The 25,252-nt window shown below is 57.1% G+C and carries 27 protein-coding genes and 1 riboswitch; of the genes, 18 read left to right on the plus strand and 9 right to left on the minus strand.

The window, feature by feature from the left end; translation table 11 throughout:
- The first annotated feature begins 33 nt into the window (after positions 1-33).
- Genes modA through modC form a run of 3 tightly spaced genes read left to right on the plus strand, consistent with a single transcriptional unit; the run spans position 34 to position 2,561 of the window.
- Entirely contained in the window at positions 34-807 is a 774-nt protein-coding gene (modA, locus tag E5C26_RS06675; protein WP_135315588.1) for a molybdate ABC transporter substrate-binding protein, read from the plus strand.
- Positions 804-1,493: a molybdate ABC transporter permease subunit gene (gene modB, locus E5C26_RS06680; protein ID WP_135315589.1), complete on the plus strand. Its 690-nt coding sequence runs from the start codon at positions 804-806 to the stop codon at positions 1,491-1,493. Before modA ends, modB begins: the two co-directional genes overlap by 4 nt.
- Complete coding sequence (gene modC / locus E5C26_RS06685) at positions 1,494-2,561, plus strand: molybdenum ABC transporter ATP-binding protein ModC (RefSeq protein ID WP_135315590.1); 1,068 nt, start codon at positions 1,494-1,496, stop codon at positions 2,559-2,561.
- Positions 2,562-2,593: 32 nt separating this feature from the next.
- Here modC and E5C26_RS06690 read toward each other — a convergent pair whose 3' ends face one another.
- Positions 2,594-3,418 carry a pyridoxal phosphatase gene (locus E5C26_RS06690; RefSeq protein WP_135315591.1) on the minus strand — a complete coding sequence of 275 codons (825 nt, stop codon included), beginning with the start codon at positions 3,416-3,418 and terminating at the stop codon, positions 2,594-2,596.
- 167 nt (positions 3,419-3,585) lie between these two features.
- Here E5C26_RS06690 and pgl point away from each other — a divergent pair, with 167 nt between their 5' ends.
- Positions 3,586-4,581, plus strand: a complete 996-nt coding sequence (gene pgl / locus E5C26_RS06695) for a 6-phosphogluconolactonase (protein WP_135315592.1) — start codon at positions 3,586-3,588, stop codon at positions 4,579-4,581.
- 42 nt (positions 4,582-4,623) lie between these two features.
- Here pgl and E5C26_RS06700 read toward each other — a convergent pair whose 3' ends face one another.
- Both E5C26_RS06700 and dmeF read right to left on the minus strand, forming a co-directional pair.
- Entirely contained in the window at positions 4,624-5,106 is a 483-nt protein-coding gene (locus tag E5C26_RS06700) for a kinase inhibitor (RefSeq protein WP_135315593.1), read from the minus strand.
- A 32-nt stretch (positions 5,107-5,138) separates the two neighbouring features.
- Positions 5,139-6,119, minus strand: a complete 981-nt coding sequence (gene dmeF / locus E5C26_RS06705) for a CDF family Co(II)/Ni(II) efflux transporter DmeF (protein WP_135315594.1) — start codon at positions 6,117-6,119, stop codon at positions 5,139-5,141.
- A 78-nt stretch (positions 6,120-6,197) separates the two neighbouring features.
- On the opposite strand from dmeF, the gene E5C26_RS06710 reads away from it, so the two are divergent.
- A complete protein-coding gene (locus E5C26_RS06710; RefSeq protein ID WP_135315595.1) occupies positions 6,198-6,473 on the plus strand; it encodes a metal/formaldehyde-sensitive transcriptional repressor in 276 nt (91 codons plus the stop codon).
- Positions 6,474-6,475: 2 nt separating this feature from the next.
- Positions 6,476-6,877, plus strand: coding sequence for a YkvA family protein (locus tag E5C26_RS24945; protein WP_135315596.1), 402 nt, complete (start codon positions 6,476-6,478; stop codon positions 6,875-6,877).
- Positions 6,878-6,881: 4 nt separating this feature from the next.
- Here E5C26_RS24945 and bioA read toward each other — a convergent pair whose 3' ends face one another.
- Positions 6,882-8,156, minus strand: coding sequence for an adenosylmethionine--8-amino-7-oxononanoate transaminase (bioA, locus tag E5C26_RS06720; RefSeq protein WP_135315597.1), 1,275 nt, complete (start codon positions 8,154-8,156; stop codon positions 6,882-6,884).
- 88 nt (positions 8,157-8,244) lie between these two features.
- Between bioA and bioB the strand changes: the two genes are divergently transcribed.
- The 4 genes from bioB to bioD are packed head-to-tail and all read left to right on the plus strand — an operon-like array spanning position 8,245 to position 11,851.
- On the plus strand, positions 8,245-9,282 hold the full coding sequence (gene bioB / locus E5C26_RS06725) for a biotin synthase BioB (protein WP_012005745.1): 1,038 nt from the start codon (positions 8,245-8,247) through the stop codon (positions 9,280-9,282).
- Positions 9,282-10,433, plus strand: a complete 1,152-nt coding sequence (gene bioF / locus E5C26_RS06730; RefSeq protein WP_135315598.1) for an 8-amino-7-oxononanoate synthase — start codon at positions 9,282-9,284, stop codon at positions 10,431-10,433. The genes bioB and bioF overlap by 1 nt, the downstream gene beginning before the upstream one ends.
- Entirely contained in the window at positions 10,417-11,184 is a 768-nt protein-coding gene (gene bioC / locus E5C26_RS06735; RefSeq protein WP_135315599.1) for a malonyl-ACP O-methyltransferase BioC, read from the plus strand. The genes bioF and bioC overlap by 17 nt, the downstream gene beginning before the upstream one ends.
- The gene (bioD, locus tag E5C26_RS06740; protein ID WP_135315600.1) at positions 11,177-11,851 is read left to right on the plus strand and encodes a dethiobiotin synthase; all 675 of its coding nucleotides are present in this window, start codon (positions 11,177-11,179) and stop codon (positions 11,849-11,851) included. The genes bioC and bioD overlap by 8 nt, the downstream gene beginning before the upstream one ends.
- A 41-nt stretch (positions 11,852-11,892) precedes the next feature.
- Here the strand turns inward: bioD and E5C26_RS06745 are convergent, their stop codons facing one another.
- The gene (locus E5C26_RS06745; RefSeq protein WP_135315601.1) at positions 11,893-12,603 is read right to left on the minus strand and encodes an ATP-binding cassette domain-containing protein; all 711 of its coding nucleotides are present in this window, start codon (positions 12,601-12,603) and stop codon (positions 11,893-11,895) included.
- A 1,198-nt stretch (positions 12,604-13,801) separates the two neighbouring features.
- Between E5C26_RS06745 and uvrB the strand changes: the two genes are divergently transcribed.
- Entirely contained in the window at positions 13,802-15,814 is a 2,013-nt protein-coding gene (uvrB, locus tag E5C26_RS06750) for an excinuclease ABC subunit UvrB (RefSeq protein ID WP_135315602.1), read from the plus strand.
- A gap of 107 nt (positions 15,815-15,921) precedes the next feature.
- A complete protein-coding gene (locus E5C26_RS06755) occupies positions 15,922-16,179 on the plus strand; it encodes a VF530 family DNA-binding protein (RefSeq protein ID WP_135315958.1) in 258 nt (85 codons plus the stop codon).
- 5 nt (positions 16,180-16,184) lie between these two features.
- Here E5C26_RS06755 and yvcK read toward each other — a convergent pair whose 3' ends face one another.
- Positions 16,185-17,102, minus strand: a complete 918-nt coding sequence (yvcK, locus tag E5C26_RS06760) for a uridine diphosphate-N-acetylglucosamine-binding protein YvcK (RefSeq protein ID WP_135315603.1) — start codon at positions 17,100-17,102, stop codon at positions 16,185-16,187.
- A 260-nt stretch (positions 17,103-17,362) separates the two neighbouring features.
- Positions 17,363-17,505: riboswitch (molybdenum cofactor riboswitch) on the plus strand.
- On the opposite strand from yvcK, the gene moaA reads away from it, so the two are divergent.
- From moaA to E5C26_RS06790, 6 genes are all read left to right on the plus strand, one after another.
- A complete protein-coding gene (gene moaA, locus E5C26_RS06765; protein WP_012005754.1) occupies positions 17,495-18,478 on the plus strand; it encodes a GTP 3',8-cyclase MoaA in 984 nt (327 codons plus the stop codon). (Overlaps the previous riboswitch by 11 nt.)
- A 27-nt stretch (positions 18,479-18,505) precedes the next feature.
- Positions 18,506-19,018: a molybdenum cofactor biosynthesis protein B gene (gene moaB / locus E5C26_RS06770; protein WP_135315604.1), complete on the plus strand. Its 513-nt coding sequence runs from the start codon at positions 18,506-18,508 to the stop codon at positions 19,016-19,018.
- Between the two features lie 5 nt (positions 19,019-19,023).
- On the plus strand, positions 19,024-19,503 hold the full coding sequence (gene moaC / locus E5C26_RS06775; RefSeq protein WP_126481028.1) for a cyclic pyranopterin monophosphate synthase MoaC: 480 nt from the start codon (positions 19,024-19,026) through the stop codon (positions 19,501-19,503).
- Positions 19,500-19,745: a molybdopterin synthase sulfur carrier subunit gene (moaD, locus tag E5C26_RS06780; protein ID WP_135315605.1), complete on the plus strand. Its 246-nt coding sequence runs from the start codon at positions 19,500-19,502 to the stop codon at positions 19,743-19,745. Before moaC ends, moaD begins: the two co-directional genes overlap by 4 nt.
- A gap of 2 nt (positions 19,746-19,747) precedes the next feature.
- On the plus strand, positions 19,748-20,215 hold the full coding sequence (gene moaE, locus E5C26_RS06785; protein WP_206194248.1) for a molybdopterin synthase catalytic subunit MoaE: 468 nt from the start codon (positions 19,748-19,750) through the stop codon (positions 20,213-20,215).
- Between the two features lie 131 nt (positions 20,216-20,346).
- Positions 20,347-21,057: a Bax inhibitor-1/YccA family protein gene (locus tag E5C26_RS06790; RefSeq protein WP_099065169.1), complete on the plus strand. Its 711-nt coding sequence runs from the start codon at positions 20,347-20,349 to the stop codon at positions 21,055-21,057.
- Between the two features lie 168 nt (positions 21,058-21,225).
- Here the strand turns inward: E5C26_RS06790 and E5C26_RS06795 are convergent, their stop codons facing one another.
- Genes E5C26_RS06795 through E5C26_RS06805 form a run of 3 tightly spaced genes read right to left on the minus strand, consistent with a single transcriptional unit; the run spans position 21,226 to position 25,242 of the window.
- Positions 21,226-22,332: an ABC transporter permease gene (locus E5C26_RS06795; RefSeq protein ID WP_135315607.1), complete on the minus strand. Its 1,107-nt coding sequence runs from the start codon at positions 22,330-22,332 to the stop codon at positions 21,226-21,228.
- 10 nt (positions 22,333-22,342) lie between these two features.
- Entirely contained in the window at positions 22,343-23,497 is a 1,155-nt protein-coding gene (locus E5C26_RS06800) for an ABC transporter permease (RefSeq protein WP_135315959.1), read from the minus strand.
- 14 nt (positions 23,498-23,511) lie between these two features.
- Positions 23,512-25,242: an ATP-binding cassette domain-containing protein gene (locus E5C26_RS06805; protein WP_135315608.1), complete on the minus strand. Its 1,731-nt coding sequence runs from the start codon at positions 25,240-25,242 to the stop codon at positions 23,512-23,514.
- Between the last annotated feature and the right edge of the window lie 10 nt (positions 25,243-25,252).

The raw sequence follows: 25,252 nt of genomic DNA on the forward strand, positions 1-25,252 counted from the left end.
GCCTGAAGGCCGAGGTTTCCCGGAGGCACTCTGATGAAACAGCAATGGACCAAGTGGGTCGGCGGTATCGTATTGATGTCCGGTATGGTTATGCAGGCTTCTGCGGCGGAGAAAGTGACCGTTTTTGCCGCGGCGTCGTTAACTAATGCCTTGCAGGACATCGCGACGGAGTATCAGAAGGGCAAGGATGTTCAGGTCGTCTCCTCATTCGCTTCCTCTTCCACGCTGGCACGCCAGATAGAGCAGGGCGCTCCGGCCGATTTGTTTATCTCCGCCGATCAACAGTGGATGGATTATGCCATCGACAAACAGCAGATGGTCAAAGACACCCGCTACACCTTGCTGGGGAACGAACTGGTGCTGATCGCCGCCAAAGAGGCCAAACAGGCTAAAATCACGCTCGATAAGCAGACTGACTGGGCGAAATTGCTCAATGGCGGCCGCCTGTCGGTGGGCGACCCGGATCACGTACCGGCCGGCATCTATGCCAAGGAAGCATTGCAAAATCTGGGGGCCTGGACCGCCCTGGAGCCTAAACTGGCGCGTGCCAACAACGTACGCAGTGCCATGGCGCTGGTGGAACGTGGCGAAGCGCCGCTGGGCATTGTTTATGGCTCAGACGCGGTAGCCAGTGATAAAGTCAGCGTAGTGGCCATCTTCCCGGAAGACAGCCACAAACCGGTTGAATACCCGATGGCGATCGTTAAAGGCCATCAAACACCGGCCGTCAGCGCGTTCTACAGCTACCTGAAGAGCCCGGAAGCGGCGGCTATTTTCAAACATTATGGATTCTCCCCGCGGAAATGATTTTGAGTGAGTACGAGTGGCAGGCGGTTGAGCTGAGCCTGAAAGTGTCTGCCCTGGCGGTGGTATGCAGCTTACCCTTTGGCATTCTGATGGCCTGGGTATTGGTACGCTGCCGCTTTCCCGGCAAGTCGCTGCTGGACAGTATTATTCATCTGCCGCTGGTACTGCCGCCGGTGGTGGTCGGCTATTTATTGCTGATCGCCATGGGGCGGCGCGGTGTGATTGGCGAATGGCTGTTCCACTTGTTCGGTTTCAGTTTCAGCTTTAGTTGGCGCGGTGCCGCGCTGGCTTCGGCGGTAGTGGCGTTCCCGCTGATGGTGCGAGCCATTCGGCTGGCGCTGGAAGCGGTGGATACCCGGCTGGAGCAGGCTGCCAGAACCCTGGGGGCCAACCCATGGCGGGTGTTTTTCACCATTACGCTGCCGCTGTCGTTGCCGGGGGTGATTGTTGGCGTGGTGCTGGCCTTTGCCCGTTCGCTGGGCGAGTTCGGTGCCACCATTACCTTTGTCTCCAATATTCCCGGCGAGACGCGCACCATCCCGCTGGCGATGTATACCCTGATTGAAACGCCGGGGGCAGAAGCTGCCGCGGCGCGTCTGTGCGTGATTGCCATTGTGCTGTCACTGGTTTCACTGATGGTTTCCGAGTGGCTGGCCCGCTGGGGCCGCAAGCGGATGGGCGTGTAAATGCTGGAGCTGGATTTCTCCCAACGCCTTGGCGCGCTGAACCTTAACGTGCGCGCCGATCTGCCCGCTCAGGGCATTACCGCGATTTTTGGTCTGTCCGGCGCCGGTAAAACCTCATTAATCAATGCCATCGGCGGCCTGACCCGCTTGCAGCAGGGACGTATCGTGCTCAATGGCCGTACGCTGGTGGATACCGAGCGTGGCCTGTGCCTGCCGCCGGAAAAACGCCGCATTGGCTACGTGTTTCAGGACGCGCGTCTGTTCCCGCATTACCGGGTCCGCGGCAACCTGCAATACGGTATGGCGGCCGGTATGCGCGCGCAGTTCGACAGTATTGTCGAGCTGCTGGGCATCGGTCCGTTGCTTAATCGCCTGCCGTTGACGCTGTCTGGCGGTGAAAAACAGCGGGTGGCGATTGGTCGTGCCTTGCTGACCGCGCCGGAATTGCTGTTAATGGACGAGCCGCTGGCCTCGCTGGACTTGCCACGCAAGCGCGAACTGTTGCCCTATCTGGAACGTTTGGCGCAGGACGTGAATATCCCCATCCTCTACGTCAGCCACAGCATGGACGAAATTCTGCGTCTGGCGGAACAGGTGATGGTGCTCGATAGCGGCCAGGTACGGGCGTTCGGCGGGCTGGAGGAGGTGTGGGCCAGCAGCGCGTTGCGGCCCTGGCTGCAGCGCGAGGATCAGAGCAGCGTGCTGCGCGTCAGCGTGATTGAACATCACACGCGTTATGCGATGACGGCGCTGGCACTGGGTGATCAACGTTTGTGGGTCAGCGGCGTCGACGCCGCTCTCGGTGCCCAACTGCGTATCCGTATCAACGCGGCCGATGTTTCGCTGGTATTGCAACCGCCGGTCAACAGCAGTATTCGCAACGTCTTGCCGGCTAAGGTGACCGAATGTCTGGACGTTGACGGGCAGGTAGAGGTGAAGCTGGCGGTAGGAGAAAGCGTACTCTGGGCGCGAATTACGCCGTGGGCGCGTGACGAACTGGCGATCCGGCCGGGGCAGTGGCTGTATGCACAGGTGAAAAGCGTGTCGATCAGCCGCGAGGCGCGTTGAATTCAGCCCTCCCGGTGGGGAGGGCAATGGCATTACTGACCTAAAACTCGAGTGCGGATGACGTCGGCAATGCCAGGCTGCAGGTGATCGGCAATCACCAGATCGGCGCGTTGTTTGATTGCGTCATCGGCGTTGCCCATCGCGACGCCCAGACCTACCGCTTCCAGCATGCTGAGATCGTTGTAGTTATCCCCGAAGGCCACCACCTGGCTCATGCTTAAACCCTGTGACTCCACCCATTGCTGCAGGCGTTTCCCTTTGCTGTTGCCGCCTTTGGCAATATCGACCTGATCGTGCCACGACCATTCGCAGGCCAGTCCCAGCTCTTTTTCTACCGTTTCGGCAAAGCTACGCAGCGCAGGAATATCGGCGTGCGAGGTGGCGAACTTCCAGATCGACTGCGACTCATCGGCCGCCTGAACCAGGCTGTTAACCTGCAACAGCGTTGGGCGTTGCGCCGGTGGCAGGGTTTCTGCCCAGGCCAATGAACGGGTGACGTGACCGCTCGGCTCCTGATACAGCATGGCGTCGTCCACGTACATCAGGCCATGAATGTCGCTTTGTTTCAGCATCTGCAACACCAGCTTGGCCTGATCTTTTGCCAGCGGATCGGCTGCCAGCACTTTTTTCTGCTGGAAGTCATACAAATAGGTGCCGTTACAGCAGATTGCCGGAGTGTCTATCTCCAGCGCCTGATAGAACGGGTGGATCGCCACATGATGGCGACCGGTGACTACCACTACCTTGACGCCGGCGGCACGCGCCTGGGCCAGGGCTGCCAACGACTGCGGTAAAATGCGTTTTTGGTTGTCCAGCAAGGTGCCATCCAGATCGAGGGCAATGACGCGGTAGCTCATAGGGATCTCATTATAGTTAGCAACAAAATTAAACCGATGGTACACCGGATAAGCGGCGGATAAAACCGCACAGATTTCATCTGCAACGCGTCACGGATGTGAGGTAAGCTAGGGGAAACCGAAAAACCTGAAACCGGTTTCTCTTTTACCCTATTCAAGGAGCATTCATGAAGCAAATCGTTTATGTCGCCAGCCCGGAAAGCCAACAAATTCACGTGTGGCAGTTAAGCGACGCGGGTGCGTTAGAGTTGCTGCAGACCGTCGAAGCCCCGGGCCAGGTACAACCGATGGCGATCCACCCGGACAGAACGCATCTGTACGTGGGTGTGCGTCCGGCTTTCGGTATTGTCAGCTATCGCCTTGAGGCGGACGGCAAACTGCAACAGGCCGGTATGGCACCGCTGCCAGGTAGCCCAACCCATATTTCTACCGATTTGCAGGGGCGTTATCTGTTCTCCGCTTCTTACAGCGGCAACTGTGCCAGTGTCAGCCCGATCGGCCATGACGGCGTGGTGGTAGCACCTATCCAGCAGATCGACGGTTTGACCGCGCCGCACTCGGCCAATATCGACCCGACCAATCAACTGTTGCTGGTGCCTTGTCTGAAAGAAGACCGCATCCGCCTGTTCAATCTGGACTTGCAAGGTGAACTGACGCCGTACGCCCAGGAAGCCGTGGCGACGGCCGGCGGCGCTGGCCCGCGTCATATGGCATTCCACCATAACGACAAATATGCTTACTGTGTGAACGAGCTTGATGGCACGGTAGACGTGTTCGCCATCAGCGAAAACGGAGGCAAATATACTCTGGTGCAAACGCTGGATATCATGCCGGCCGATTTCAACGGCACCCGCTGGGCGGCGGATATTCATATCACGCCAAACGGCCGTTTCCTGTACACCAGTGACCGCACCGCCAGCATCCTGACTATTTTCAGCGTGTCCGAAGATGGCAGTACCTTGTCGGTGGTCGGTTATCATCCGACCGAAGAGCAGCCGCGCGGTTTCAATATCGACCACAGCGGCCGCTTTGTGATTTCGTCCGGCCAGAAATCCGGTCATATCGGGGTGTATGAGATAGATCAGGCCAGTGGCAAGCTGACCACGCTGGCAAGGTACCCGGTAGGGAAAGGGCCGATGTGGGTAAGCATCCTGGCTAAGTAAAACCTGGGGGCGAAGATTTTCGCCCCTTTTTTTGCCAAAAAATCAGCTGTATTTCACGGTCAGTGAAGCGCTGCCGAGGCTATGGAAGTGCACGTTAAAACCCACCAGAGCACCGCTGGAACCTTCATCCACCTCAATGTTTTCTACGTCCAGCGCATGTACGGTGAATTGATAGCGGTGACTTTCGCCCTGCGGTGGGGCCGCGCCGCCGTAACCGGCAGAACCAAAGTCGGTGCGGGTCTCGATAGCACCGGCCGGTAAGCCACCTTTGCCGGAGCCAGCGCCCGGCGGAAGTTCTCGCGTTGTCGCCGGGATATTGGCGACCACCCAGTGCCACCAGCCGGAGCCGGTCGGGGCATCGGGATCGTAAACCGAGATCACGAAGCTCTTGGTGCCTTCCGGCACGCCATCCCAGGCCAGATGCGGTGACAGATTATCGCCGTGATAACCCATGCCGTTAAACACCTGACGCTCCGGCATTTTTGCGCCGTCTTGCAACTCATTGCTGTACAAACGAAAAGTCATGGTGACTCCCTGTTGTCGGTAAAAGCAGAGCCTTAAGCTAGACTGTTTTGCCGGAACAATACAACCCCTTGCGCCAGTGGCGGCCGATTGATCTCTACCGTGATGTGTACCAGTTCCTGATGAACGGCTAAAAGTTGACGCACGCGATCGGCAGTAAGGGCGTTGTCTGCGCTGCTCAGCGCCAGCACGCACTGGTATTTGCCTTTGCCGATGCGGCCAAGGTGTAAATCGGTAATCGCCAGCACGTGGCCGGAGTCCGCCAGCTCCTGACGAATTTCTTCCGCTACCGGTGCGTCCATTTCGGCATCCAGCAGGATCTTGCCGCTGTCGCGCATCAGGCTGTAGGCCCATGCCGCGACCAACACTGCGCCGACAATCCCCATCAGTGGGTCGAGCCAACTGGCGCCCCACAGTTTGCCGCCAAACAGGGCGACAATCGCCAGTACCGAGGTCGCCGCATCGGCGATCACATGGATATACGCAGAACGCAGGTTAAGGTCCTGATGATGGTCATGAGTATGTCCATGCCCATGATCATGATGGTGGTGGTCATGGCCGCCGCCACGTAACAGCCAGGCGCAGGCCAGGTTGACCCCCAACCCGACGATACCAATGACAATCGCCTGGTTATAATGGATGGGGCTGGGATCCAGCAGACGCGCCACCGACTGGAACAGCATGAGTGCCGCGACCAGCACCAGCAGCACGGCACTGGTGTAACCGGCCAGTACTTCAATTTTCCAGGTCCCCAGACTGAACCGGCGGTCTTTTGCCAGTTTACGGGCGGCGCTGTAGGCCAACACGGAAAGGCCGAGTGCCAGTGCGTGAGAACTCATGTGCCAGCCATCGGCCAGCAGCGCCATTGAGTTGAACATCCAGCCGCCGGCGATTTCAATGACCATCATACTGGCGGTGAGTATCACAGCCCATCTGGTGTTTCTTTCGGCCAATGGGTTACCATCGTCGAAAACATGGCTGTGCTCGCGGCGCAAAGTGAGGGGGAGTGGCGTCATAATCTCGGATCTCAGCAAAGTGTAGAAGACTCAAATATACTATACCCCAGTATATTAAATAACAATTGGATGATGCCGATGAGCCATACCATTAAAGATCAGAAAAAGCTGTTGGCGCGGGTGCGTCGTATAAAAGGGCAGGCGGAAGCATTGGAGCGGGCATTGGAGAATGGCGGTGAATGTTCTGCTATTCTGCAGCAGATCGCGGCGGTGCGTGGTGCGGTAAACGGTTTGATGGCGCAGGTGCTGGAAGGCCACGTGCGTGAGCATCTCGCTGCGGAGGATTCTACACCGCAGCAACGCGAGCAGGACATCGAACAACTGATGACGGTTTTACGTTCTTATATGAAGTAATCATGATTTCATTCAAAAAACGCACGCCGTGGTTTGGCTGGCTGCGTCGCTGGGCCAGGGGTATCAAGCGCGACATTTATGCATTGTGGCTGGCGGCTCGTGACCGGCGTACACCCTGGTATGCCAAATTGGTCGCTCTGTTGGTTGCAGGCTACGCGGTGTCGCCGATAGATCTGATCCCGGATTTTGTTCCGGTATTGGGCTATCTGGACGATGTGATTATCGTACCGTTGGGTATCATGCTGGCGGTGTGGCTGATCCCCAAACCGCTGATGGTGGAGTTTCGCGAGAAAGCACAACGGCGAATCGATAATCCTACCGGCCGGATGGCGGCGGTGATGATCATTCTGCTGTGGGTGGGGGCCCTGGTGTGGCTGGCCCGTTATTTGGACCAGCATTGGTAATCAATTACTCTACCGCGGCCGCTACGGCGGCGGTCAAACGGCTGAGTTGTTCAGGTTCAATGATGAACGGCGGCATCAAATAAATCAGTTTGCCGAATGGCCGGATCCAAACGCCGCGCTCGACAAAGCCACGCTGTAGCTGCGCCACATCCACAGATTCACGCATCTCTACTACGCCGATCGCCCCTAACACCCGCACATCCGCCACTTTTGGCAGCGCCTTCAGCGGCAATAACTGCTGTTTTAATTGGCTTTCGATGGCGGCGACCTGCTGCTGCCAACGGTTTTCCGCCAACAGCGACAGGCTGGCGTTGGCTACTGCGCAGGCCAGCGGGTTACCCATAAAGGTTGGCCCGTGCATAAAGCAACCGGCTGCCCCGTTGCTGATGGTTTCCGCCACGTGGCGCGTGGTCAGGGTAGCCGACAGCGTCATATAGCCGCCGGTCAGCGCCTTGCCCAGGCACAGAATATCCGGCACCACGTCGGCATGTTCACAGGCAAACAGCTTGCCGGTGCGACCAAAACCGGTGGCAATTTCGTCGGCAATCAGCAGCACCTGATGACGGTCACACAGCTCTCGCACCCGCTTGAGATAGGTCGGGTGGTAGATGCGCATGCCGCCTGCCCCCTGAACCACCGGTTCGAGGATCACCGCTGCCACTTCCCCGGCATGCTGTTCCATCAACGCGGCGAAGGGGGCGATATCGTTCTCATCCCAGGCCTGATCGAAACCGCACTGCGGCGCGGTGGCGAACAGGTGCGGCGCCAGATAGCCCTGATACAGGCTGTGCATCGAGTTATCCGGGTCGCACACCGACATCGCACCGAAGGTATCGCCGTGGTAGCCGTGGCGCAGGGTCAAAATGCGTTGCCGCCGTTCCCCGCGAGCCTGCCAGTATTGCAGTGCCATCTTCAGCGACACCTCTACCGCCACCGAACCGGAATCTGCCAGAAATACGCATTGCAGTGCCTCCGGCGTCATGTCCACTAGTTGGCGACACAGAGCAATCGCAGAAGGATGGGTAATGCCGCCGAACATCACGTGCGACATTTTTTCCAGCTGTTGGGTGACGGCCTGATTCAGTTGCGGGTGGTTATAACCGTGAATGGCCGCCCACCAGGAGGACATGCCGTCCACCAAACGTCGGCCATCGGCCAGCTGCAGTTCAACCCCGCTGGCGGCTTCTACCGGATAACAGGGCAGCGGATGGCTCATGGAGGTGTAAGGGTGCCAGATATGGCGCTGATCGAACTCAAGGTCTGAATGAGTGATAGACATGATTGTAAACCAAATCAAGTTCATAATGGTTGACAGTATATCCACAATAATTAAACTGACGACACTTTTTTCATTTGGAGACGCCATGATGGCCGATCGCATTCACTGGACAGTGGGTCTTGCCCAGACCCTGTTTGATAAACCCCTGCTCGAACTGTTATTTGAAGCCCAGACGGTTCACCGCCAGCACTTTGACCCGCGTCAGGTACAGGTGAGCACGCTGTTATCAATCAAGACCGGCGCCTGTCCGGAAGACTGCAAGTACTGTCCGCAAAGCTCGCGCTATAAAACCGGCCTGGAGTCGGAGCGGCTGATGCAGGTGGAGCAGGTGCTGGAGTCGGCGCGCAAGGCCAAGGCGAATGGATCGACCCGTTTTTGCATGGGTGCGGCGTGGAAAAACCCGCACGAGCGCGATATGCCTTACCTGCAGCAGATGGTGCAAGGGGTGAAGGCGATGGGCATGGAAACCTGTATGACGCTGGGCACGCTGGATGGCACGCAGGCGGAACGGCTGGCGGATGCCGGGCTGGATTACTACAACCATAACCTGGACACCTCGCCGGAATTCTACGGCAACATCATCACCACCCGCAGCTATCAGGAACGTCTGGATACCCTGGGCAAGGTGCGTGGGGCGGGCATTAAAGTCTGTTCCGGCGGCATTGTCGGGCTGGGTGAAACGGTGCGTGACCGCGCCGGGCTGCTGGTGCAGTTGGCCAATTTGCCGACGCCACCGGAGAGCGTACCGATCAACATGCTGGTGAAGGTCAAAGGCACGCCGCTGGCCGATAACGAAGACGTCGATCCCTTTGATTTCATTCGCACCATTGCGGTGGCGCGCATCATGATGCCGGCTTCTTACGTGCGTCTGTCCGCCGGTCGCGAGCAGATGAACGAGCAAACTCAGGCGATGTGCTTTATGGCGGGTGCCAACTCCATCTTCTATGGCTGCAAACTGCTGACGACGCCGAACCCGGAAGAGGACAAAGATCTGCAACTGTTCCGCAAACTGGGCCTGAACCCGCAGCAGACCGAAACCGAGCACGGCGACAACCAGCAACAACAGGCACTGGCTGCACAGTTGATGCAGGCCGATACCGCTGAGTTTTACAACGCGGCACTGTAATGAGCTGGCAACAACGCATTGAACAGGCGCTGGAGGAGCGGCAACAGAGCGCCGCTTACCGCCGTCGCCAGGTGAATCAGGGCGGCAATGGTCGCCATATTCAGCTTAATGGCGAGCATTACCTGAATTTCTCCGGCAATGACTATTTGGGCCTGAGCCAGAATGCCCAGGTGATCGCGGCCTGGCAGCAGGGCGCGCAGCAGTATGGTGTCGGTAGTGGGGGCTCTGGCCACGTTACCGGTTTTTCTACGGCGCATCAGGTGCTGGAACAGCAACTGGCGGACTGGCTTGGCTACCCGCGAGCGTTGCTGTTTATCTCTGGCTATGCCGCCAACCAGGCGCTGCTGGCGGCTCTGATGCAGGCCGAGGATCGCATTTTAGCCGACCGGCTCAGCCATGCTTCTTTGCTGGAGGCCGCGGCCCACTCACCGGCCCAGTTGCGTCGCTTTCGCCATAATCAGCCACAGGCGCTGGCTGATTTACTGGCCAAACCCTGCGACGGCCAGATGTTGGCGGTGACCGAAGGGGTGTTCAGCATGGACGGTGACAGTGCGCCACTGGCGGAGCTGCACCGTTTGACCCGCGCGGCGGGTGCCTGGTTGATGGTGGATGACGCGCACGGTATCGGCGTGCACGGTGAGCAGGGGCGCGGCAGTTGCTGGCAGCAGGGCGTAAGGCCCGAGCTGTTGGTGGTCACTTTCGGTAAGGCCTTTGGCCTCAGCGGGGCGGCAGTGTTGTGCGATGATCCTACCGCCGAATACCTGCTGCAGTTTGCCCGCCATCTGATTTACAGCACCGCGATGCCACCGGCACAGGCTTGCGCATTGCAGGCGGCGTTGCATTGCATCCGGCAGGGCGATGAATTGCGCGCCCGACTGCAGGACAATATTCAGCGTTTCCGGCAAGGGGCGGCCCAGTTATCGCTGACCCTGACGGAGTCGGTTACCGCTATTCAACCTTTGCTGGTGGGCGATAACCAACGGGCACTCGATCTGGCGCAAAACCTGCGCAAACAGGGCCTGTGGGTGAGTGCTATCCGCCCGCCAACGGTGCCGCCGGGCGGTGCGCGCTTGCGTATTACCCTGACGGCGGCGCATCAGCCGCAGGATATCGATCGTCTGCTGGAGGTATTGCATGACGTCAGCGTTTGAATCAGTCAATAAGCAGGCGGTGGCCTCGGCCTTCAGTCGTGCGGCAACCAGCTATGACACGGCGGCGGTGCTGCAACGTGATGTTGGTGAGCGCTTGCTGGGGATGGGGCTGGAACACCCGGGCGTACAACTGCTGGATGCGGGCTGTGGTACCGGCCATTTTAGTCGCCGCTGGCGCGAACTCGGCAAGCAGGTGACTGCACTTGATCTGGCGCCGGGCATGCTGGCGTTTGCTCGTCAGCAGCAGGCGGCGGATCATTATCTGCTGGGGGATATCGAAAATGTGCCCTTGCCCGATGCTGCCGTGGATATCTGCTACAGCAGCCTGGTGGTGCAATGGTGCAGCGACCTGCCACGCGCGCTGTCGGAGCTATATCGGGTCACCCGCCCTGGCGGTGTGATTTTGTTTTCTACGCTGGCGCAAGGATCGCTGGGCGAACTGGGCGATGCCTGGCAGCAGGTGGACGGCGAACGTCATGTGAATGATTTTCTGCCGCTGACGCAGATTAGCGCCGCCTGCGCCGACTACCGTCACCAGTTGGAAGTGGAGTGGCAAACCCTGAATTACCCGGATGTGATGGCGCTGATGCGATCGCTCAAGGGGATCGGGGCGACCCATTTGCACCAGGGGCGTGATGCCGGGCTGCTGTCGCGCCGACGGCTTGCGGCCTTACAGGCGGCTTACCCCCGCCGGCGCGGGCAGTTTCCGCTCAGTTATCATTTGGTTTATGGAGTGATTTATCGTGATTAAGCGTTGGTTTGTCACCGGCACCGATACCGAAGTGGGCAAAACCGTGGCCAGCAGTGCCTTGTTGCAGGCCGCCAATCTGGCAGGCTACCGTACTGTGGGTTATAAACCGGTGGCTTCCGGCAGCGAGATGACCGCCGAAGGCTTGCGTAACGGCGATGCGCTGGCGTTGCAGGCTAACAGTGCGGTTGCGCTAAGTTACCAGGAAGTAAACCCTTACGTTTTCGCCGAACCGACTTCACCGCATATTGTCAGCGCCGATGAAGGGCGGCCGATCGAACTGGCCCAGCTTTCCGCCGGGTTACGCCATCTGGAACAAAAAGCCGACTGGCTGCTGGTCGAAGGCGCCGGGGGCTGGTTTACGCCGCTTTCTGAGCAACATACCTTTGCCGATTGGGTGCAGCAGGAGCAACTGCCGGTGATTTTGGTGGTGGGCATCAAACTGGGTTGTATTAACCATGCGCTGCTGACCGCACAGGCTATCAAACAGGCAGGGTTGTCGCTGGTGGGTTGGATCGCCAATGACGTCAGCCCACCGGGTCGCCGTCATCAGGAATATCTGGCCACGCTGCGCCGTATGCTGCCTGCGCCATTGCTCGGTGAGATCCCCCATCTGGCCGAGCCCGAACGGCAGGCTTTGGGGCACTATCTGGATTTAAGCGTTTTATAATTGAGAAGGGGAAGTATAATTTTCCCCGCCTCATTGCCTCTTCAAACTGCCAGATAGGCATTAATCAATTCCTCGTCCAACTGTTCCAGCGTGCCATCTGCGACGCTGCGCCCCTGGTCCATCAGGCAAAAACGGTCCGCTACCCGGCGGACAAACGGCAGCTTGTGCTCCACCAGCAGGATGGTCATGCCCAGTTCGCGGTTAAGCTTGCGGACAACGTTGCCGATATCGGCGGCGATCGTTGGCTGCACACCGCTGGTGGGTTCATCGAGGATCAGCAACTCAGGCTCCAGCACCAGGGCGCGACCAATCGCCAGTTGTTGTTGTTCGCCGTCGCATAAATCGCCGGCTCTGCGGCTGCGCATCTCTCGCAGGTTGGGGAACAGGTTATAAATCAAAGGCGGGATGCGGCGGTTTTTATCGCGGCCGGCCATCAGCGCTACCTGCAGGTTTTCCTCTACGCTGAGCTGCGAAAAGATTTGCCGCCCTTGCGGCACATAGCTGATCCCCAGCGCCGTGCGGGTTTCCACCGGTTGTTGCAGCAGGTTTTGTGGCGGTTCATCCGCCAACTGCCAGGTCATGCTGCCACTGACCACCGGCAAATGCCCCATGATGCAGTTCACCAGCGTGGTTTTGCCTACGCCGTTACGCCCGATGAGCACCGTGCACTGGCCGCGTGGTAGCTCCAGATTGATGTCCCACAGAGTATGGGTTTGTCCGTAAAACTGATTCACTGACCTTAAACTCAACATCCGGCATTCTCCTCAAAGAATTGTATTCCACTCCTTGCTATCGTTTTCACAGTAGCGGTTTCTTTCCCGAGTGTTTTAATGTCCAGAATGAAATGCTGAATGACTGCCTTTTACCAGGCAGTTTAAATTCGGGTAAAACAAGTGATACATAGCCAAAAATCGCCGTTATTGTCGGCTTGTCCGCGCTCTTTGGTCTTTATCAAGTAAAAGACGGTTGTTTTACTCCCGCTTGGCCGCGAAATGACAGCGGATCATTTCGCCATTACTGCCCGGATATTTATCCCGACCGTACTTTTGCCGCTCAAGGGTGATGCAACCCTTGGGCCAACTTTATAAAACCGCTAAAAATAGGATTGTTATTGCCTTGTTAACGGTTTTGCGCGCCAGGGCAGGCCTGGCGGACCAGGTGAAAATAGCGGGGAAAGTTAACGCGGACGATTTTTGCACTCTTCCAGTGCTGCGAAGAATGCTTATGGTGCAAACTATTTCGTCGGTTGTAGCAAGATGCATCAGGTGATGGCAACAATGAGATAAATCCGTTTTTGGCAATGGTGTTTTTTAGCATTAATCGGCATAACCAAAGCGATATTATTGTGAAAAAATAACTAAAAAAGCCATCTTGGCGGACAGAAACGGCAAAAAGCGTTCTTTCTGCAACTCCCAGCCGGGGCGGGGCGGTGAGAGTTATCCACTATTCCTGTGGATAACCTTGTGCATTAGATTTAGAAAACCGGTTTAAAGCGAGAGCGGACGCGGGTTGTGTTCGCTTTGTCCGCAATCTCGTCTTTTTTATAAAATCATTATTTATCAATAAATTAACTAAAATCAAGCGGCTAATGTATTGATGAAGTATCTATGTATGATTTTTGGTCGCAGTGCTATCAATAAGTTAATTCGTGACGGATTTTGGGGATAAATCTGTTATTGACAATAAAAATGTCACGCGGCTGTAACCCCGACGGTGCATTCCGCCTGATTTGACGCACGCTAAAGCGACGAATCGCTTGAAGCTGGTTTTATATCCAGTATCATGGGCACTGGCAAAAATCGCCGGGGCTTTCCATAATTAGAGGCCATTCATCGAGCATTAGCTCCATGGCCGCCTGAGCGCGCACATCTCCAGGTAGGGGCGCTGCATGCTGCGCCCGCTCACCACGACAGCCGGTAGCAACGCGGCAATTTGAAAGACGAAGGGTATATGAGTAAAGTTTTCAAACTGCATTCCGAATTCAAGCCGGCCGGCGATCAGCCGCAGGCCATCAGCAAGCTGGAAGAGGGCCTGGAAGACGGCCTGGCACACCAGACGCTGCTGGGCGTTACCGGTTCGGGCAAGACATTTACCGTCGCCAATGTGATAGCCGATCTCAACCGGCCCACAATGGTGCTGGCACCTAACAAAACGCTGGCGGCTCAGCTGTACGGCGAGATGAAAGAGTTCTTTCCCGAGAATGCGGTCGAGTATTTTGTTTCTTACTACGACTACTACCAGCCGGAAGCCTACGTACCCAGCTCCGACACCTTTATCGAAAAAGACGCCGCGGTGAACGAACACATCGAGCAGATGCGTCTTTCCGCGACTAAGGCATTGCTGGAGCGCCGCGATGTGATCGTGGTGGCGTCGGTATCGGCGATCTACGGTCTGGGCGATCCTGATCTGTATCTGAAGATGATGCTGCACCTGACCAAGGGTATGATCATCGATCAGCGTTCGATCCTGCGTCGTTTGGCAGAGCTGCAATATGCCCGTAACGATCAGGCCTTCCAGCGCGCGACCTTCCGCGTGCGTGGTGAGGTGATCGACGTCTTCCCGGCTGAGTCGGACGAACTGGCGCTGCGCATTGAACTGTTTGATGAGGAAGTCGAGCGACTTTCGCTGTTTGATCCTCTGACCGGCCAGATCGAACAGGTGGTACAACGCTTTACCATTTATCCGAAGTCGCACTACGTGACGCCGCGTGAGCGGATCCTGCAGGCGATGGAAGAGATCAAAGTGGATCTGGCCGAACGGCGCAAAGTGCTGTTGGCCAATAACAAGCTTCTGGAAGAACAGCGCCTGACTCAGCGTACCCAGTTTGATCTGGAGATGATGAACGAACTGGGCTACTGCTCCGGTATTGAAAACTACTCGCGCTACCTGTCCGGACGTAAAGAGGGCGAGCCACCGCCGACGCTGTTTGATTATTTACCGGCGGATGGCCTGCTGGTGGTCGATGAATCCCACGTCACCATTCCGCAAATCGGCGCTATGTACAAGGGCGACCGTTCGCGTAAAGAGACGCTGGTAGAATACGGTTTCCGCCTGCCGTCTGCGCTGGACAACCGCCCGATGCGTTTTGAAGAGTTCGAAGCCTTGGCACCACAAACGATCTACGTGTCTGCCACGCCGGGTAAATATGAGCTGGAGAAGTCCGGTGACGATATTATCGATCAGGTGGTTCGCCCTACCGGCTTGCTGGATCCACTAATAGAAGTCAGGCCGGTGACCACCCAGGTGGATGACCTGCTGTCTGAAATTCGCAAGCGGGTGGCCATCAACGAACGCGTACTGGTCACTACCCTGACCAAACGCATGGCGGAAGACCTGACCGAATATCTCGAAGAGCATGGCGAGCGGGTACGCTATCTGCACTCGGACATCGATACCGTGGAAAGGGTCGAAATCATTCGTGACCTGCGCCTGGGCGAGTTTGACGTGCTGGTGGGTATCAACCTGTTGCGTGAAGGGTTGGACATGCCTGAGGTGTCGCTGGTGGCGATTTTGGACGCGGATAAAGAAGGCTTCCTGCGTTCCGAACGTTCGTTAATCCAGACCATTGGCCGTGCGGCGCGTAACCTCAACGGTAAAGCGATCCTCTACGGCGACAGAATTACCGACTCTATGGCCAGGGCGATTAGCGAGACCGAACGTCGTCGCGCCAAACAGCAGGCATTCAATGAAGAAAATGGCATCGTGCCGCAGGGTCTGAACAAGAAAGTTTCCGATATTCTGCAGTTGGGCAAACCAGGCAATCGCGGCAAGGGGCGAGGTAAGGGCAAGGCGGCGGAAAACGCCGGGCAATACCAAAACCTCACGCCAAAAGCCCTGGATCAAAAAATCCGCGAACTGGAAGCGCAGATGTATACCCACGCACAGAACCTGGAGTTCGAGTTGGCGGCGGGCTTGCGTGATGAAATCCACCAGCTGCGTGAGCAGTTTATCGCTATTTCGTGACCGCTTGGGGCGCTGCTGAGGGTGCCCCTGCCAAACATAAAATCCTTGTCGCCTCCGCCAAAGCTGATTATGGTGTGCGGCCAATTGACTACTACGAGCCGCAGACCATGACCGAACACCAGTCCAAAGACCCGATGCACGGCGTCACTCTGGAACAACTTTTGAACAAACTGGTGAAGAACTACGGCTGGTCAGGGCTGGCTGAACGCATTCGCATCAACTGCTTCAGCAGCGATCCCAGCATTAAATCCAGCCTGAAGTTTCTGCGCCGCACGCCGTGGGCGCGCAAGCAGGTGGAAGATCTGTATATCGATATGGTCGAGAAGGCCGCCAGCGATAATCCGTGGTTGCGCGGCGGCCAGTAAGGCCCTTAGCCGCGCTTGCCCAGCTCGATCAATGCCTGATCCAGTGCCTGGCGCAGCAACTGGCGATCGTGACGGTAAGGGATGTCGGTCGCTTCCAGCGGTTGTTTGATCACCACCCGATCCTGCACTTCGCTGGCATCGACCGCCGGCCCAACAATCAGCGCGTCGATCATCTGGCGGCCAATTTTCTCTTCCATTAGCTCCAGTTTGTTCTTCAGCGTCAAGGCGGCTGCCGCGACGCTCAGTTCGCGCCCCAGATTGCCGATATAAATCATATTGGCGCTGCTGCGGCGCAGGGCCTGCGTCAGATCTTCGAGCAGCAGTAGCGGCATCAGGCTGGTCAGGAAGCTGCCGGGCCCAATCAGGATCACATCGGCCTGTGCGATGGCGTCCAGCGCCTCTCGTGTGGCGTTGACGCGTGGTGACAACATTAATTCCTGCGGCATGACGGTCAGTTGATCGACGTTCACTTCCCCGTAGACGTGGTTGCCTTCATGGTCGTGCGCCATCAGATCTACCGGCTGCTCAGACATTGGGATCAGCGCCGCGTCGACCTTCAGCAGGCTACGCACCAGATTGATCGCCTCCAATGGGCGTACGCTGAGATGATCCAACGCCTTTAACATCAGGTTACCGAGGTTATGCCCCGAGAGTTCACCATTGCCGCTAAAGCGGTACTCGAACATCGCCGAGGCGACGCTCGGTTCGGTGATCAACTGATTCAGACAGTTACGGGTATCGCCCCAGGCAATGCCGCCTTCCGAGCGGCGAATACGGCCAGTGGAACCGCCGTTATCGGTGGTGGTGACAATACCGGTTAAACGGGATCCTAAAGACGACAGGGAAGACATCACGCGGCCAAGACCATGGCCACCACCTAATGCCACCACCCGATCGAGATCGGCCAGGGTACGATTACGCATAAATTTCCTTACAAAGGGGCTTAACTGCCCGCATAAAGTAGCGGATTTGGCGTAAAAACGCGAAAAAGAGTGTGATTTGCGTGATTCCGGTCAATTCATCTGCGTAAAGGGTGTTTATCATGGTTTACCAGATTTGGAAGCGCGTAAAAACGCTGTATACACAAGTATATAGCGAAATTGGGCGTTGGCTATCGCCTTTGTTTAGCGCTAGAATTCTGATGAAAACCACGGTTTCGTTCTGGCTACTCAGCCTGCGGGAACTGAAATCAAAACTCCTAGCCTCTGGGCCTACGTTGTTCTTGTAAACAATATGGCGCTTGGGCCGTGGCGAAGTCAGCCACCAGGGTGCAGAGTGGAAACGCTCGCATCTCCCGACTTTGGAAGGTGTTATGGTGCCGCAACTCATTGATGCTTATGAGCGCAAGTTCTATTACTTGCGCCTGTCGATCACCGACGTGTGTAACTTTCGTTGCACCTATTGTCTGCCGGATGGCTATCGCCCCAACGGCAGCCCGAAAACCTTCTTGTCGCTCGATGAGATCCGCCGCGTTAGCCGTGCCTTCGCCGAGCTGGGCACCGAAAAGGTGCGCCTGACTGGCGGTGAGCCTTCGCTGCGTCGCGATTTTACCGAGATCATTGCTGCCGTGCGTGAAAACCCGGCGGTTCGCCAGCTTGCCGTAACCACCAATGGTTACCGTCTGGCGCGCGACGTTGCCGCCTGGCGTGATGCCGGCCTGACGGCGATTAACGTCAGCGTCGACAGCCTGGATCCCCGTCAATTTCACGCCATTACCGGCCAGGATAAATTCCGCCAGGTGATGGAGGGCATCGACGCTGCCTTTACCGCCGGCTTCAGCAAGGTCAAGGTCAATGCGGTGCTGATGCGTGACGTTAACCATCAGCAACTGGGCGCTTTCCTGCACTGGATAAAAGACCGTCCGATCCAACTGCGTTTTATCGAACTGATGGAAACCGGCGAAGGCGGCGATTTGTTCCGCAAACACCACGTGTCTGGCGAAGTGATCCGTTCGCAACTGGAGCAGCAGGGTTGGCAACTGCAACCGCGCGGCCGCAGCGACGGCCCGGCGCAGGTGTTTAGCCACCCGGATTACCAGGGCGAAGTGGGTTTAATCATGCCGTACGAAAAAGATTTCTGTGCCAGCTGCAACCGGCTGCGGGTTTCCGCCATCGGTAATCTGCATCTGTGCCTGTTTGGTGAGCAGGGCATCAACCTGCGCGATCTGCTGGTGAATGACGGCCAGCTTGAAGAGTTGAAAGATCGCATTCAGGGCGGGCTGCGGACCAAAAAGCAAACCCACTTCCTGCACCAGGGCAACAGTGGCATCACGCAGAATCTGTCGTTTATCGGCGGATAAATTTTTCCAATTGCACGGGAGCAAGCAATGAGTCATGCCAGCAGTGAGTTCATTCCGGCGCATATCGCTATTCTGACCGTTTCGGACAGTCGCGGTGAAGCGGAAGATACCTCGGGCCAATATCTGCAGGAAGCGGCACTTGAAGCCGGGCACCAGGTGGTGGATCGCGCCATCGTTAAAGACAATATTTATCAAATCCGCGCTCGAGTTTCTGCGTGGATCGCTGATGAACAGATTCAGGCGGTGTTGATCACCGGCGGCACCGGCTTTACCGCCAGGGACAATACCCCGGAAGCGCTATTGCCGCTGTTCGATCGTGAAGTGGAAGGGTTCGGTGAACTGTTCCGCATGGTGTCCTATGAAGAGATTGGCACCGCCACTATCCAGTCGCGCGCGCTGGCCGGTATGGCCAACCAGACGGTGATTTTTGCCGTGCCTGGCTCAACCCGCGCCTGCCGCACCGCCTGGGAACGCATTATTGAAGAGCAGTTGGACGCGCGTCACCGCCCGTGCAATTTCCTGCCACATCTGAAGAAATAAAAACCATGACGCAGCTAACTCACATTAACGCCGCGGGCGAAGCCCATATGGTCGACGTTTCCGCCAAGGCAGAGACGGTGCGCGAGGCGCGCGCCGAGGCCTTTGTTGAAATGCTGCCGACCACGCTGGCGATGATTATCGATGGCAGCCATCACAAGGGCGATGTGTTTGCCACGGCGCGCATTGCCGGTATTCAGGCGGCGAAACGCACCTGGGAGCTGATCCCGCTGTGTCACCCGCTGATGCTGAGCAAGGTTGAAGTGCAGTTGGAAGCGCAGCCGGAACACAGCCGGGTGCGGATTGAAACCTGCTGCCGGTTGACCGGCAAGACCGGCGTTGAAATGGAAGCCTTGACCGCCGCGTCGGTAGCCGCGTTAACCATTTACGACATGTGCAAGGCGGTACAAAAAGACATGGTGATCGGCCCGGTGCGGCTGCTGGCGAAAAGCGGCGGTAAATCCGGTGATTTTAAGGTGGAACTATGATTAACATTCTGTTTTTTGCCCAGGTGCGCGAACTGGTCGGCACCGGTGATTTGTCGATGCCGGCGGACTACCCAACGGTAGAGGCGCTGCGCCAGGCGCTGTGCGAACGCGGCGATCGCTGGGCGCTGGCACTGGAGTCCGGCAAGCTGCTGACGGCGGTGAACCAATCCCTGGTGGCGGCCGAACATCCACTGCGTGCCGGTGATGAAGTCGCTTTCTTTCCACCGGTAACCGGGGGTTAATGGTGGAGAATACCCGTATCCGCGTGGGGGAAGCCCCGTTCAACGTTGGCGAAGAATACCAGTGGCTGGCGCAGTGCGACGACGACGGTGCCGTGGTGACCTTTACCGGCAAGGTACGTAACCATAATCTGGGTGATAACGTCAGTGCGCTGACGCTGGAACATTATCCGGGCATGACCGAGAAAGCGCTGGCGGAAATCGTGGACGAAGCTCGCAGCCGCTGGCCATTGCAGCGCGCGACGGTGATCCATCGCGTGGGTGAGCTGTTTCCTGGCGATGAGATTGTGTTTGTCGGCGTAACCAGCGCCCATCGCAGCATGGCGTTCGAAGCCAGCGAGTTCATCATGGACTATCTGAAAACCCGCGCCCCGTTCTGGAAACGCGAAGCCGTTGGCCAGGGCGACCGTTGGGTTGACGCGCGCGACAGCGATCGTCAGGCGGCACAGCGCTGGCATAAAGCGGCTAAATAATCGGTAAACAGCAGAAATATATCAATACCTTTGCAACTTCCAGCTTGGGTTTTCTGTGGTAGGCTTATAGCAGGTAGGCCCCCCTGGTGCGAGGGTCTGAAATCTTGTTCCACACGCAAAAGGTAACCGTCATGGACCGATATCCACGCTCTAATGGTTCAATCGTCGAACGTGCCAACAGCGGCATTCAGGCTTACATGGCGCAGGTATATGGCTGGATGACCTGTGGCATGCTGTTGACGGCGTTTGTATCCTGGTACGCGGCCAACACGCCCGCGATCCTTAACTTTATCTTCTCCAGCCAGATCACTTTCTTCGGTCTGATTATCGTGCAGTTAGGGCTGGTGTTTGTGATTTCCGGCATGGTTAATCGCCTGAACGGCACGGTAGCCACCGCGTTGTTTATGCTCTATTCGGCGCTGACCGGGTTGACGCTTTCCAGCATTTTCATCGCCTATACCTATAGCTCGATTGCCAGCACCTTTGTGGTCACCGCCGGTATGTTCGGCGCGATGAGTCTGTACGGTTATACCACCAAGCGTGATTTGAGCGGTTTCGGCAGCATGCTGTTTATGGCGCTGATCGGTATCGTGCTGGCTTCGCTGGTCAATATCTGGCTGAAAAGCACCGCGCTGATGTGGGCGATTACCTATATCGGGGTGGTGGTGTTTGTTGGCCTGACGGCGTACGACACCCAAAAACTGAAAGCGATGGGCGAACAGTTGAACGCCGATGACAAAGACAGCTTCCGCAAGTACGCCATTGTCGGCGCACTGACGTTGTATCTTGATTTCATCAACCTGTTCCTGATGTTGTTACGCATTTTCGGCAACCGCAGATAATACCCGTCGTCTTTCAAGCTGCAGCGTTGTTACCTGCACCAGCTCACCCCAGTTACTTACTCAAGTAAGCGTCTGGGGATGAGCTGGCTGGTCGCCTAGCTGCAGCGTGAAATTCATAGGGTATCCGGTGATCAAAAAGGCTCTGCGATTCACAAAGCAGAGCTTTTTTTATGCAATTTTACGGCGGAACATGGCATAGGCGGCGCTGCCGGTGGTGGCGGTGATCGCCAGTAGCGGCCACAGGCTATGCCAGATAATGCTGAAGCTGGCGTCCTTCAGGTAAATCTGTTTGGTGATGTCGGTGAAGTGGCGGATGGGGTTGACCCAGGTGAGGTTTTGCAGCCACACCGGCATATTCTCCACCGGTGAGACATAACCGGAAAGCAGGATCGCCGGCATCATAAACACAAATACGCCGATAAACGCCTGTTGCTGGGTGGCGCACAGCGACGAAATCAGCAGGCCGAACCCCACCAAGGACAACCCGTAAATCAGCATGGTGCCGTAGAACAGCAACAGCGAACCGGCGAACGGGATCTGATAGATAAAGATACCGATCAGCAACACGACGCTGGCCTGGAAGGTGGCGACAATCAGCGCCGGTACCGCTTTACCGATAAAAATCTGCCAGGTGGTCAGCGGTGACACCAGCAATTGCTCCAGCGTGCCCTGTTCGCGTTCACGCGCTACCGACAGCGAGGTGACAATCAGCACGCCGATAGTGGTGATCATGGCGATCAGCGAAGGCACCACGAACCATTTGTAATCCAGATTCGGGTTATACCAGTTGCGCACTACCAGTTCGCTGTTGTTGGGTTTGGCGCGGTTACCAATCAGCTCATTTTGATAGTCCTGCACAATTTGCTGCACGTAGTTGGCGGCGATCTGCGCGCTGTTGGAGTTGCGGCCATCGAGCAACAGTTGCAGTGGGGCGGTATTGCCGCTGGCGATATCACGTGAAAATTGGGCCGGGAAGCGGATCAGCAGCAGCGCTTTTTGGTTGTCGATGGTGGTCTGGATCTCTTGCGGGCTTCGTAACAGCAACACATGCGAGAAAGCCTTGGCTTTGGCAAAACGCTGGGTCAACTCGACCGAGGCATGGCCGCTGTCCTCGCTGTAGACCGCGATAGTGGCGTTGGTCACCTCCAGGGTGGCGGCGAACGGGAACAGCAGCACCTGCAGGATCACCGGCATAATCAGAATGGCGCGGGTCTGCGGATCGCGTAGCAGCGACTGCATTTCCTTAATGATTAACGTCCAGAGACGGTGAAACATCTTCTTCTCCTTAATCCAGCCGCCGCTGGGTTTTCCAGGCCGTCAGGCCGATAAACACCACCGCCGAAGCGATCAGGAACAGCAGGTTAATCATCAACACCGTGCCCACGTTGCCCGCCAGGAACAGCGTTTGCAGCGTGCTGACGAAATAGCGCGCCGGAATGATATAGGTCACGGCGCGCACGATGGCCGGCATGCTGTCTATCTGGAAGATAAAGCCGGACAGCATGATCGATGGCAGAAAGGCGGCGTTCAGTGCCACCATCGCTGCGTTAAACTGGTTGCGGGTAATGGTGGAAATCAGCAGCCCCATACCGAGCGTACTGGCCAGGAACAGGCTGCTGATGACGAATAAAATCAGCAGCGAACCGCGATAGGGCACGCCGAGCACCCACACCGACACCACCATACACAGCACCATGGCTGTCATGCCGAGGAAATAGTAAGGCACCAGTTTGGACAGCAGCAGTTCGGCGCGCGTTACCTGAGTGGAAAGCAGGGCCTCCATGGTGCCTCGCTCCCACTCGCGGGCGATCACCAGGGAAGTGAGGATAGCGCCGATCACCGTCATGATAATGGTGATGGCACCGGGAATAATGTAGTGCCGGCTGATGGCCGCCGGGTTGAACCAATAGCGCATCTGCACGTCGATTAACGGTTTTTCCTCGCGTCCGCTGTCGGTGGCGCGTTGTTGTTGCCAGACTTGCCACACGCCCTGGGTATAGCCCTGAACAAAGTTGGCGGTGTTGGGTTCGCTGCCGTCGGTGATAATTTGAATCGGCGCGCTGTCGTGCGGCCGCGCCATACGTTGGGCGAAATCATTGGGGATCACCACCAGCCCGCGAATGCGTCCGGCCTGCATCAGCTGGATCAATTGCTGGCGGTTGTCGCTGATGGTCGGTTCGATATAGGGCGAACCGGCAAAAGCATTGGCCAAATCCCGTGCCTCTTCGCTCTGTTGTTCCATTAAAATGCCCAGCCGCAGCTTGCTGGAGTCCAGGTTGATGCCGTAGCCAAAGATAAACAGCAGCATCAGTGGAATGACGAAGGCAATCAGCCCGCTGCTTGGGTCGCGCAGGATTTGCCGTGTCTCTTTCAGGCAAAGTGCACGCAACCGCCGCCAGGAAAAGCCGCTGTCGTCGCGGGTGGCCATTTTTTCGCTCATGGTTATTTTGGGGCTCATGGCTGCTCCTCCTGATCATAACCCTGCACCAGTTCGATAAACGCCTGTTCCATCGACGGATTGGGGTTATCGCTGCTGGCGACCTGTTGTTTGAGGCTGTCCGGCGTACCGGCGGCGATGATCTTGCCGCGGTATACCAGCCCGATACGGTCGCAATATTCCGCTTCATCCATAAAGTGGGTGGTGACCATTACCGTTACGCCTTTATCCACCATGCCGTTGATATGCAGCCAGAACTCGCGCCGGGTCAGCGGATCGACGCCCGAGGTCGGTTCATCGAGAAACAGGATATCCGGCTCGTGCATCAGGGCGCAGGCCAGTGCCAGCCGCTGTTTGAAACCGAGTGGCAGTGAGTCCGGCGTCTGGTTGAGGATCGGGCCAAAGTTGAAGGCGTTGGACATCTCACTGATTTTATCGCGCTGCGCCTTGCCACTCAGGCCATAAACACCGGAGAAAAACTTCAGGTTTTGCGCCACCGTCAGGTTGCCGTACAGCGAGAATTTCTGCGCCATATAGCCCAAATGTTGGCGTGCCTTGCCGGAGCTGGTTTTCAAATCCATGCCCAGCACCAGCGCCTTGCCTTCGGTGGGCACCAGCAACCCGCACATCATTTTAAAGGTGGTGGATTTACCGGCACCGTTAGGGCCGAGCAGGCCGAAAATTTCCCCACGCTGCACCTTGAAGTCAACGTGGTCGGTGGCGGCAAAGTCGCCGAATTTCTTGGTCAGCCCTTGCGCTTCAATCACCGTTTCCGTGCTTTCCCCCTCGACGCTCGGCATGATCTCCGCCAGCGCCGATTTACTGTTTGGCCCGCCGCCGAGCAGATCGATAAACGCATCCTCAAAGCGAGGATCCGCTTCGCTCAGTTCGGCATCCGGCAGATCCAATTCCTGCAGTACCTGCCGGTGATCTTCGCCTTGCTTGAGGATCAAACGCAGGTATTTACCCTGGATCACACCGTCGGTAACCGCAGGCAAGCAGATCGCCCGTTGCAGCAGGGCGCGGTGGCTACCGGCCGGTGGGGCGATCAGTACCGTGCGCCCGGCCATTCGCTGGGTAAGATCTTTCGGTGCGCCGCTGAACAGCAATTCCCCTTCGTTGAGCAACAGCACTTCGCGGCACTGCTCGGCTTCGTCCAGATAAGAGGTGCTCCACAGGATCAACATGCCGTCGTTGGCCAGTTCATGCACCATGCGCCACAGCTCGCGGCGCGAGATCGGATCGACACCGACCCCCGGCTCATCGAGCAGCAACACCTGTGGCTGACCGACCAATGTGCAGGCCAGCCCGAGTTTCTGTTTCATGCCGCCGGAAAGTTTGCCCGCCAGCCGGGTGGTAAAGCGGGTGAGATCGGTGAATGTCAGCAGCCGATCGAACGTTTGTTTACGGAGATCGCCAGTGACGCCGCGCAGATCGGCGTACAGTGTCAGGTTTTCCATCACCGTCAGATCTTCATACAGACCAAACTTTTGCGGCATATAGCCGAGAATGGCGTGCAACTGGCGATCCTGAGCGATCGGATCCAACCCGGCAACGCGCAGTGTACCGCTGCTGGGTTTGAGCAACCCGGCCAGCATGCGCAGCAGGGTGGTTTTACCGGCACCGTCCGGGCCAACCAGCCCGGTGACAGCGCCGCTGGTCAGCCGGGTCGTCAGGCTGGCGACCGCCGGTTTTTCCAGTGACGGGAAACGCTTTTCCAGTGCCTCAAGCTCAATCACCTGTTCCATCACCGCGCCC

Source organism: Serratia proteamaculans (genome assembly GCF_004684015.1).
Classification (GTDB): Bacteria; Pseudomonadota; Gammaproteobacteria; order Enterobacterales; family Enterobacteriaceae; genus Serratia; species Serratia proteamaculans_F.

Coding starts and splice junctions, on each gene's coding strand:
- pgl (WP_135315592.1), top strand. CDS start 3,586: ATGAAGCAAATCGTTTATGTCGCCAGCCCGGAAAGCCAACAAATTCAC.
- bioB (WP_012005745.1), top strand. CDS start 8,245: ATGGCCGATCGCATTCACTGGACAGTGGGTCTTGCCCAGACCCTGTTT.
- E5C26_RS06710 (WP_135315595.1), top strand. CDS start 6,198: ATGAGCCATACCATTAAAGATCAGAAAAAGCTGTTGGCGCGGGTGCGT.
- E5C26_RS06690 (WP_135315591.1), bottom strand. CDS start 3,418: ATGAGCTACCGCGTCATTGCCCTCGATCTGGATGGCACCTTGCTGGAC.
- E5C26_RS06755 (WP_135315958.1), top strand. CDS start 15,922: ATGACCGAACACCAGTCCAAAGACCCGATGCACGGCGTCACTCTGGAA.
- bioC (WP_135315599.1), top strand. CDS start 10,417: ATGACGTCAGCGTTTGAATCAGTCAATAAGCAGGCGGTGGCCTCGGCC.
- modB (WP_135315589.1), top strand. CDS start 804: ATGATTTTGAGTGAGTACGAGTGGCAGGCGGTTGAGCTGAGCCTGAAA.
- E5C26_RS24945 (WP_135315596.1), top strand. CDS start 6,476: ATGATTTCATTCAAAAAACGCACGCCGTGGTTTGGCTGGCTGCGTCGC.
- E5C26_RS06745 (WP_135315601.1), bottom strand. CDS start 12,603: ATGTTGAGTTTAAGGTCAGTGAATCAGTTTTACGGACAAACCCATACT.
- E5C26_RS06700 (WP_135315593.1), bottom strand. CDS start 5,106: ATGACTTTTCGTTTGTACAGCAATGAGTTGCAAGACGGCGCAAAAATG.
- modC (WP_135315590.1), top strand. CDS start 1,494: ATGCTGGAGCTGGATTTCTCCCAACGCCTTGGCGCGCTGAACCTTAAC.
- E5C26_RS06790 (WP_099065169.1), top strand. CDS start 20,347: ATGGACCGATATCCACGCTCTAATGGTTCAATCGTCGAACGTGCCAAC.
- uvrB (WP_135315602.1), top strand. CDS start 13,802: ATGAGTAAAGTTTTCAAACTGCATTCCGAATTCAAGCCGGCCGGCGAT.
- E5C26_RS06795 (WP_135315607.1), bottom strand. CDS start 22,332: ATGTTTCACCGTCTCTGGACGTTAATCATTAAGGAAATGCAGTCGCTG.
- modA (WP_135315588.1), top strand. CDS start 34: ATGAAACAGCAATGGACCAAGTGGGTCGGCGGTATCGTATTGATGTCC.
- E5C26_RS06805 (WP_135315608.1), bottom strand. CDS start 25,242: ATGGAACAGGTGATTGAGCTTGAGGCACTGGAAAAGCGTTTCCCGTCA.
- moaD (WP_135315605.1), top strand. CDS start 19,500: ATGATTAACATTCTGTTTTTTGCCCAGGTGCGCGAACTGGTCGGCACC.
- bioF (WP_135315598.1), top strand. CDS start 9,282: ATGAGCTGGCAACAACGCATTGAACAGGCGCTGGAGGAGCGGCAACAG.
- dmeF (WP_135315594.1), bottom strand. CDS start 6,119: ATGACGCCACTCCCCCTCACTTTGCGCCGCGAGCACAGCCATGTTTTC.
- E5C26_RS06800 (WP_135315959.1), bottom strand. CDS start 23,497: ATGAGCGAAAAAATGGCCACCCGCGACGACAGCGGCTTTTCCTGGCGG.
- yvcK (WP_135315603.1), bottom strand. CDS start 17,102: ATGCGTAATCGTACCCTGGCCGATCTCGATCGGGTGGTGGCATTAGGT.
- bioA (WP_135315597.1), bottom strand. CDS start 8,156: ATGTCTATCACTCATTCAGACCTTGAGTTCGATCAGCGCCATATCTGG.
- moaB (WP_135315604.1), top strand. CDS start 18,506: ATGAGTCATGCCAGCAGTGAGTTCATTCCGGCGCATATCGCTATTCTG.
- moaC (WP_126481028.1), top strand. CDS start 19,024: ATGACGCAGCTAACTCACATTAACGCCGCGGGCGAAGCCCATATGGTC.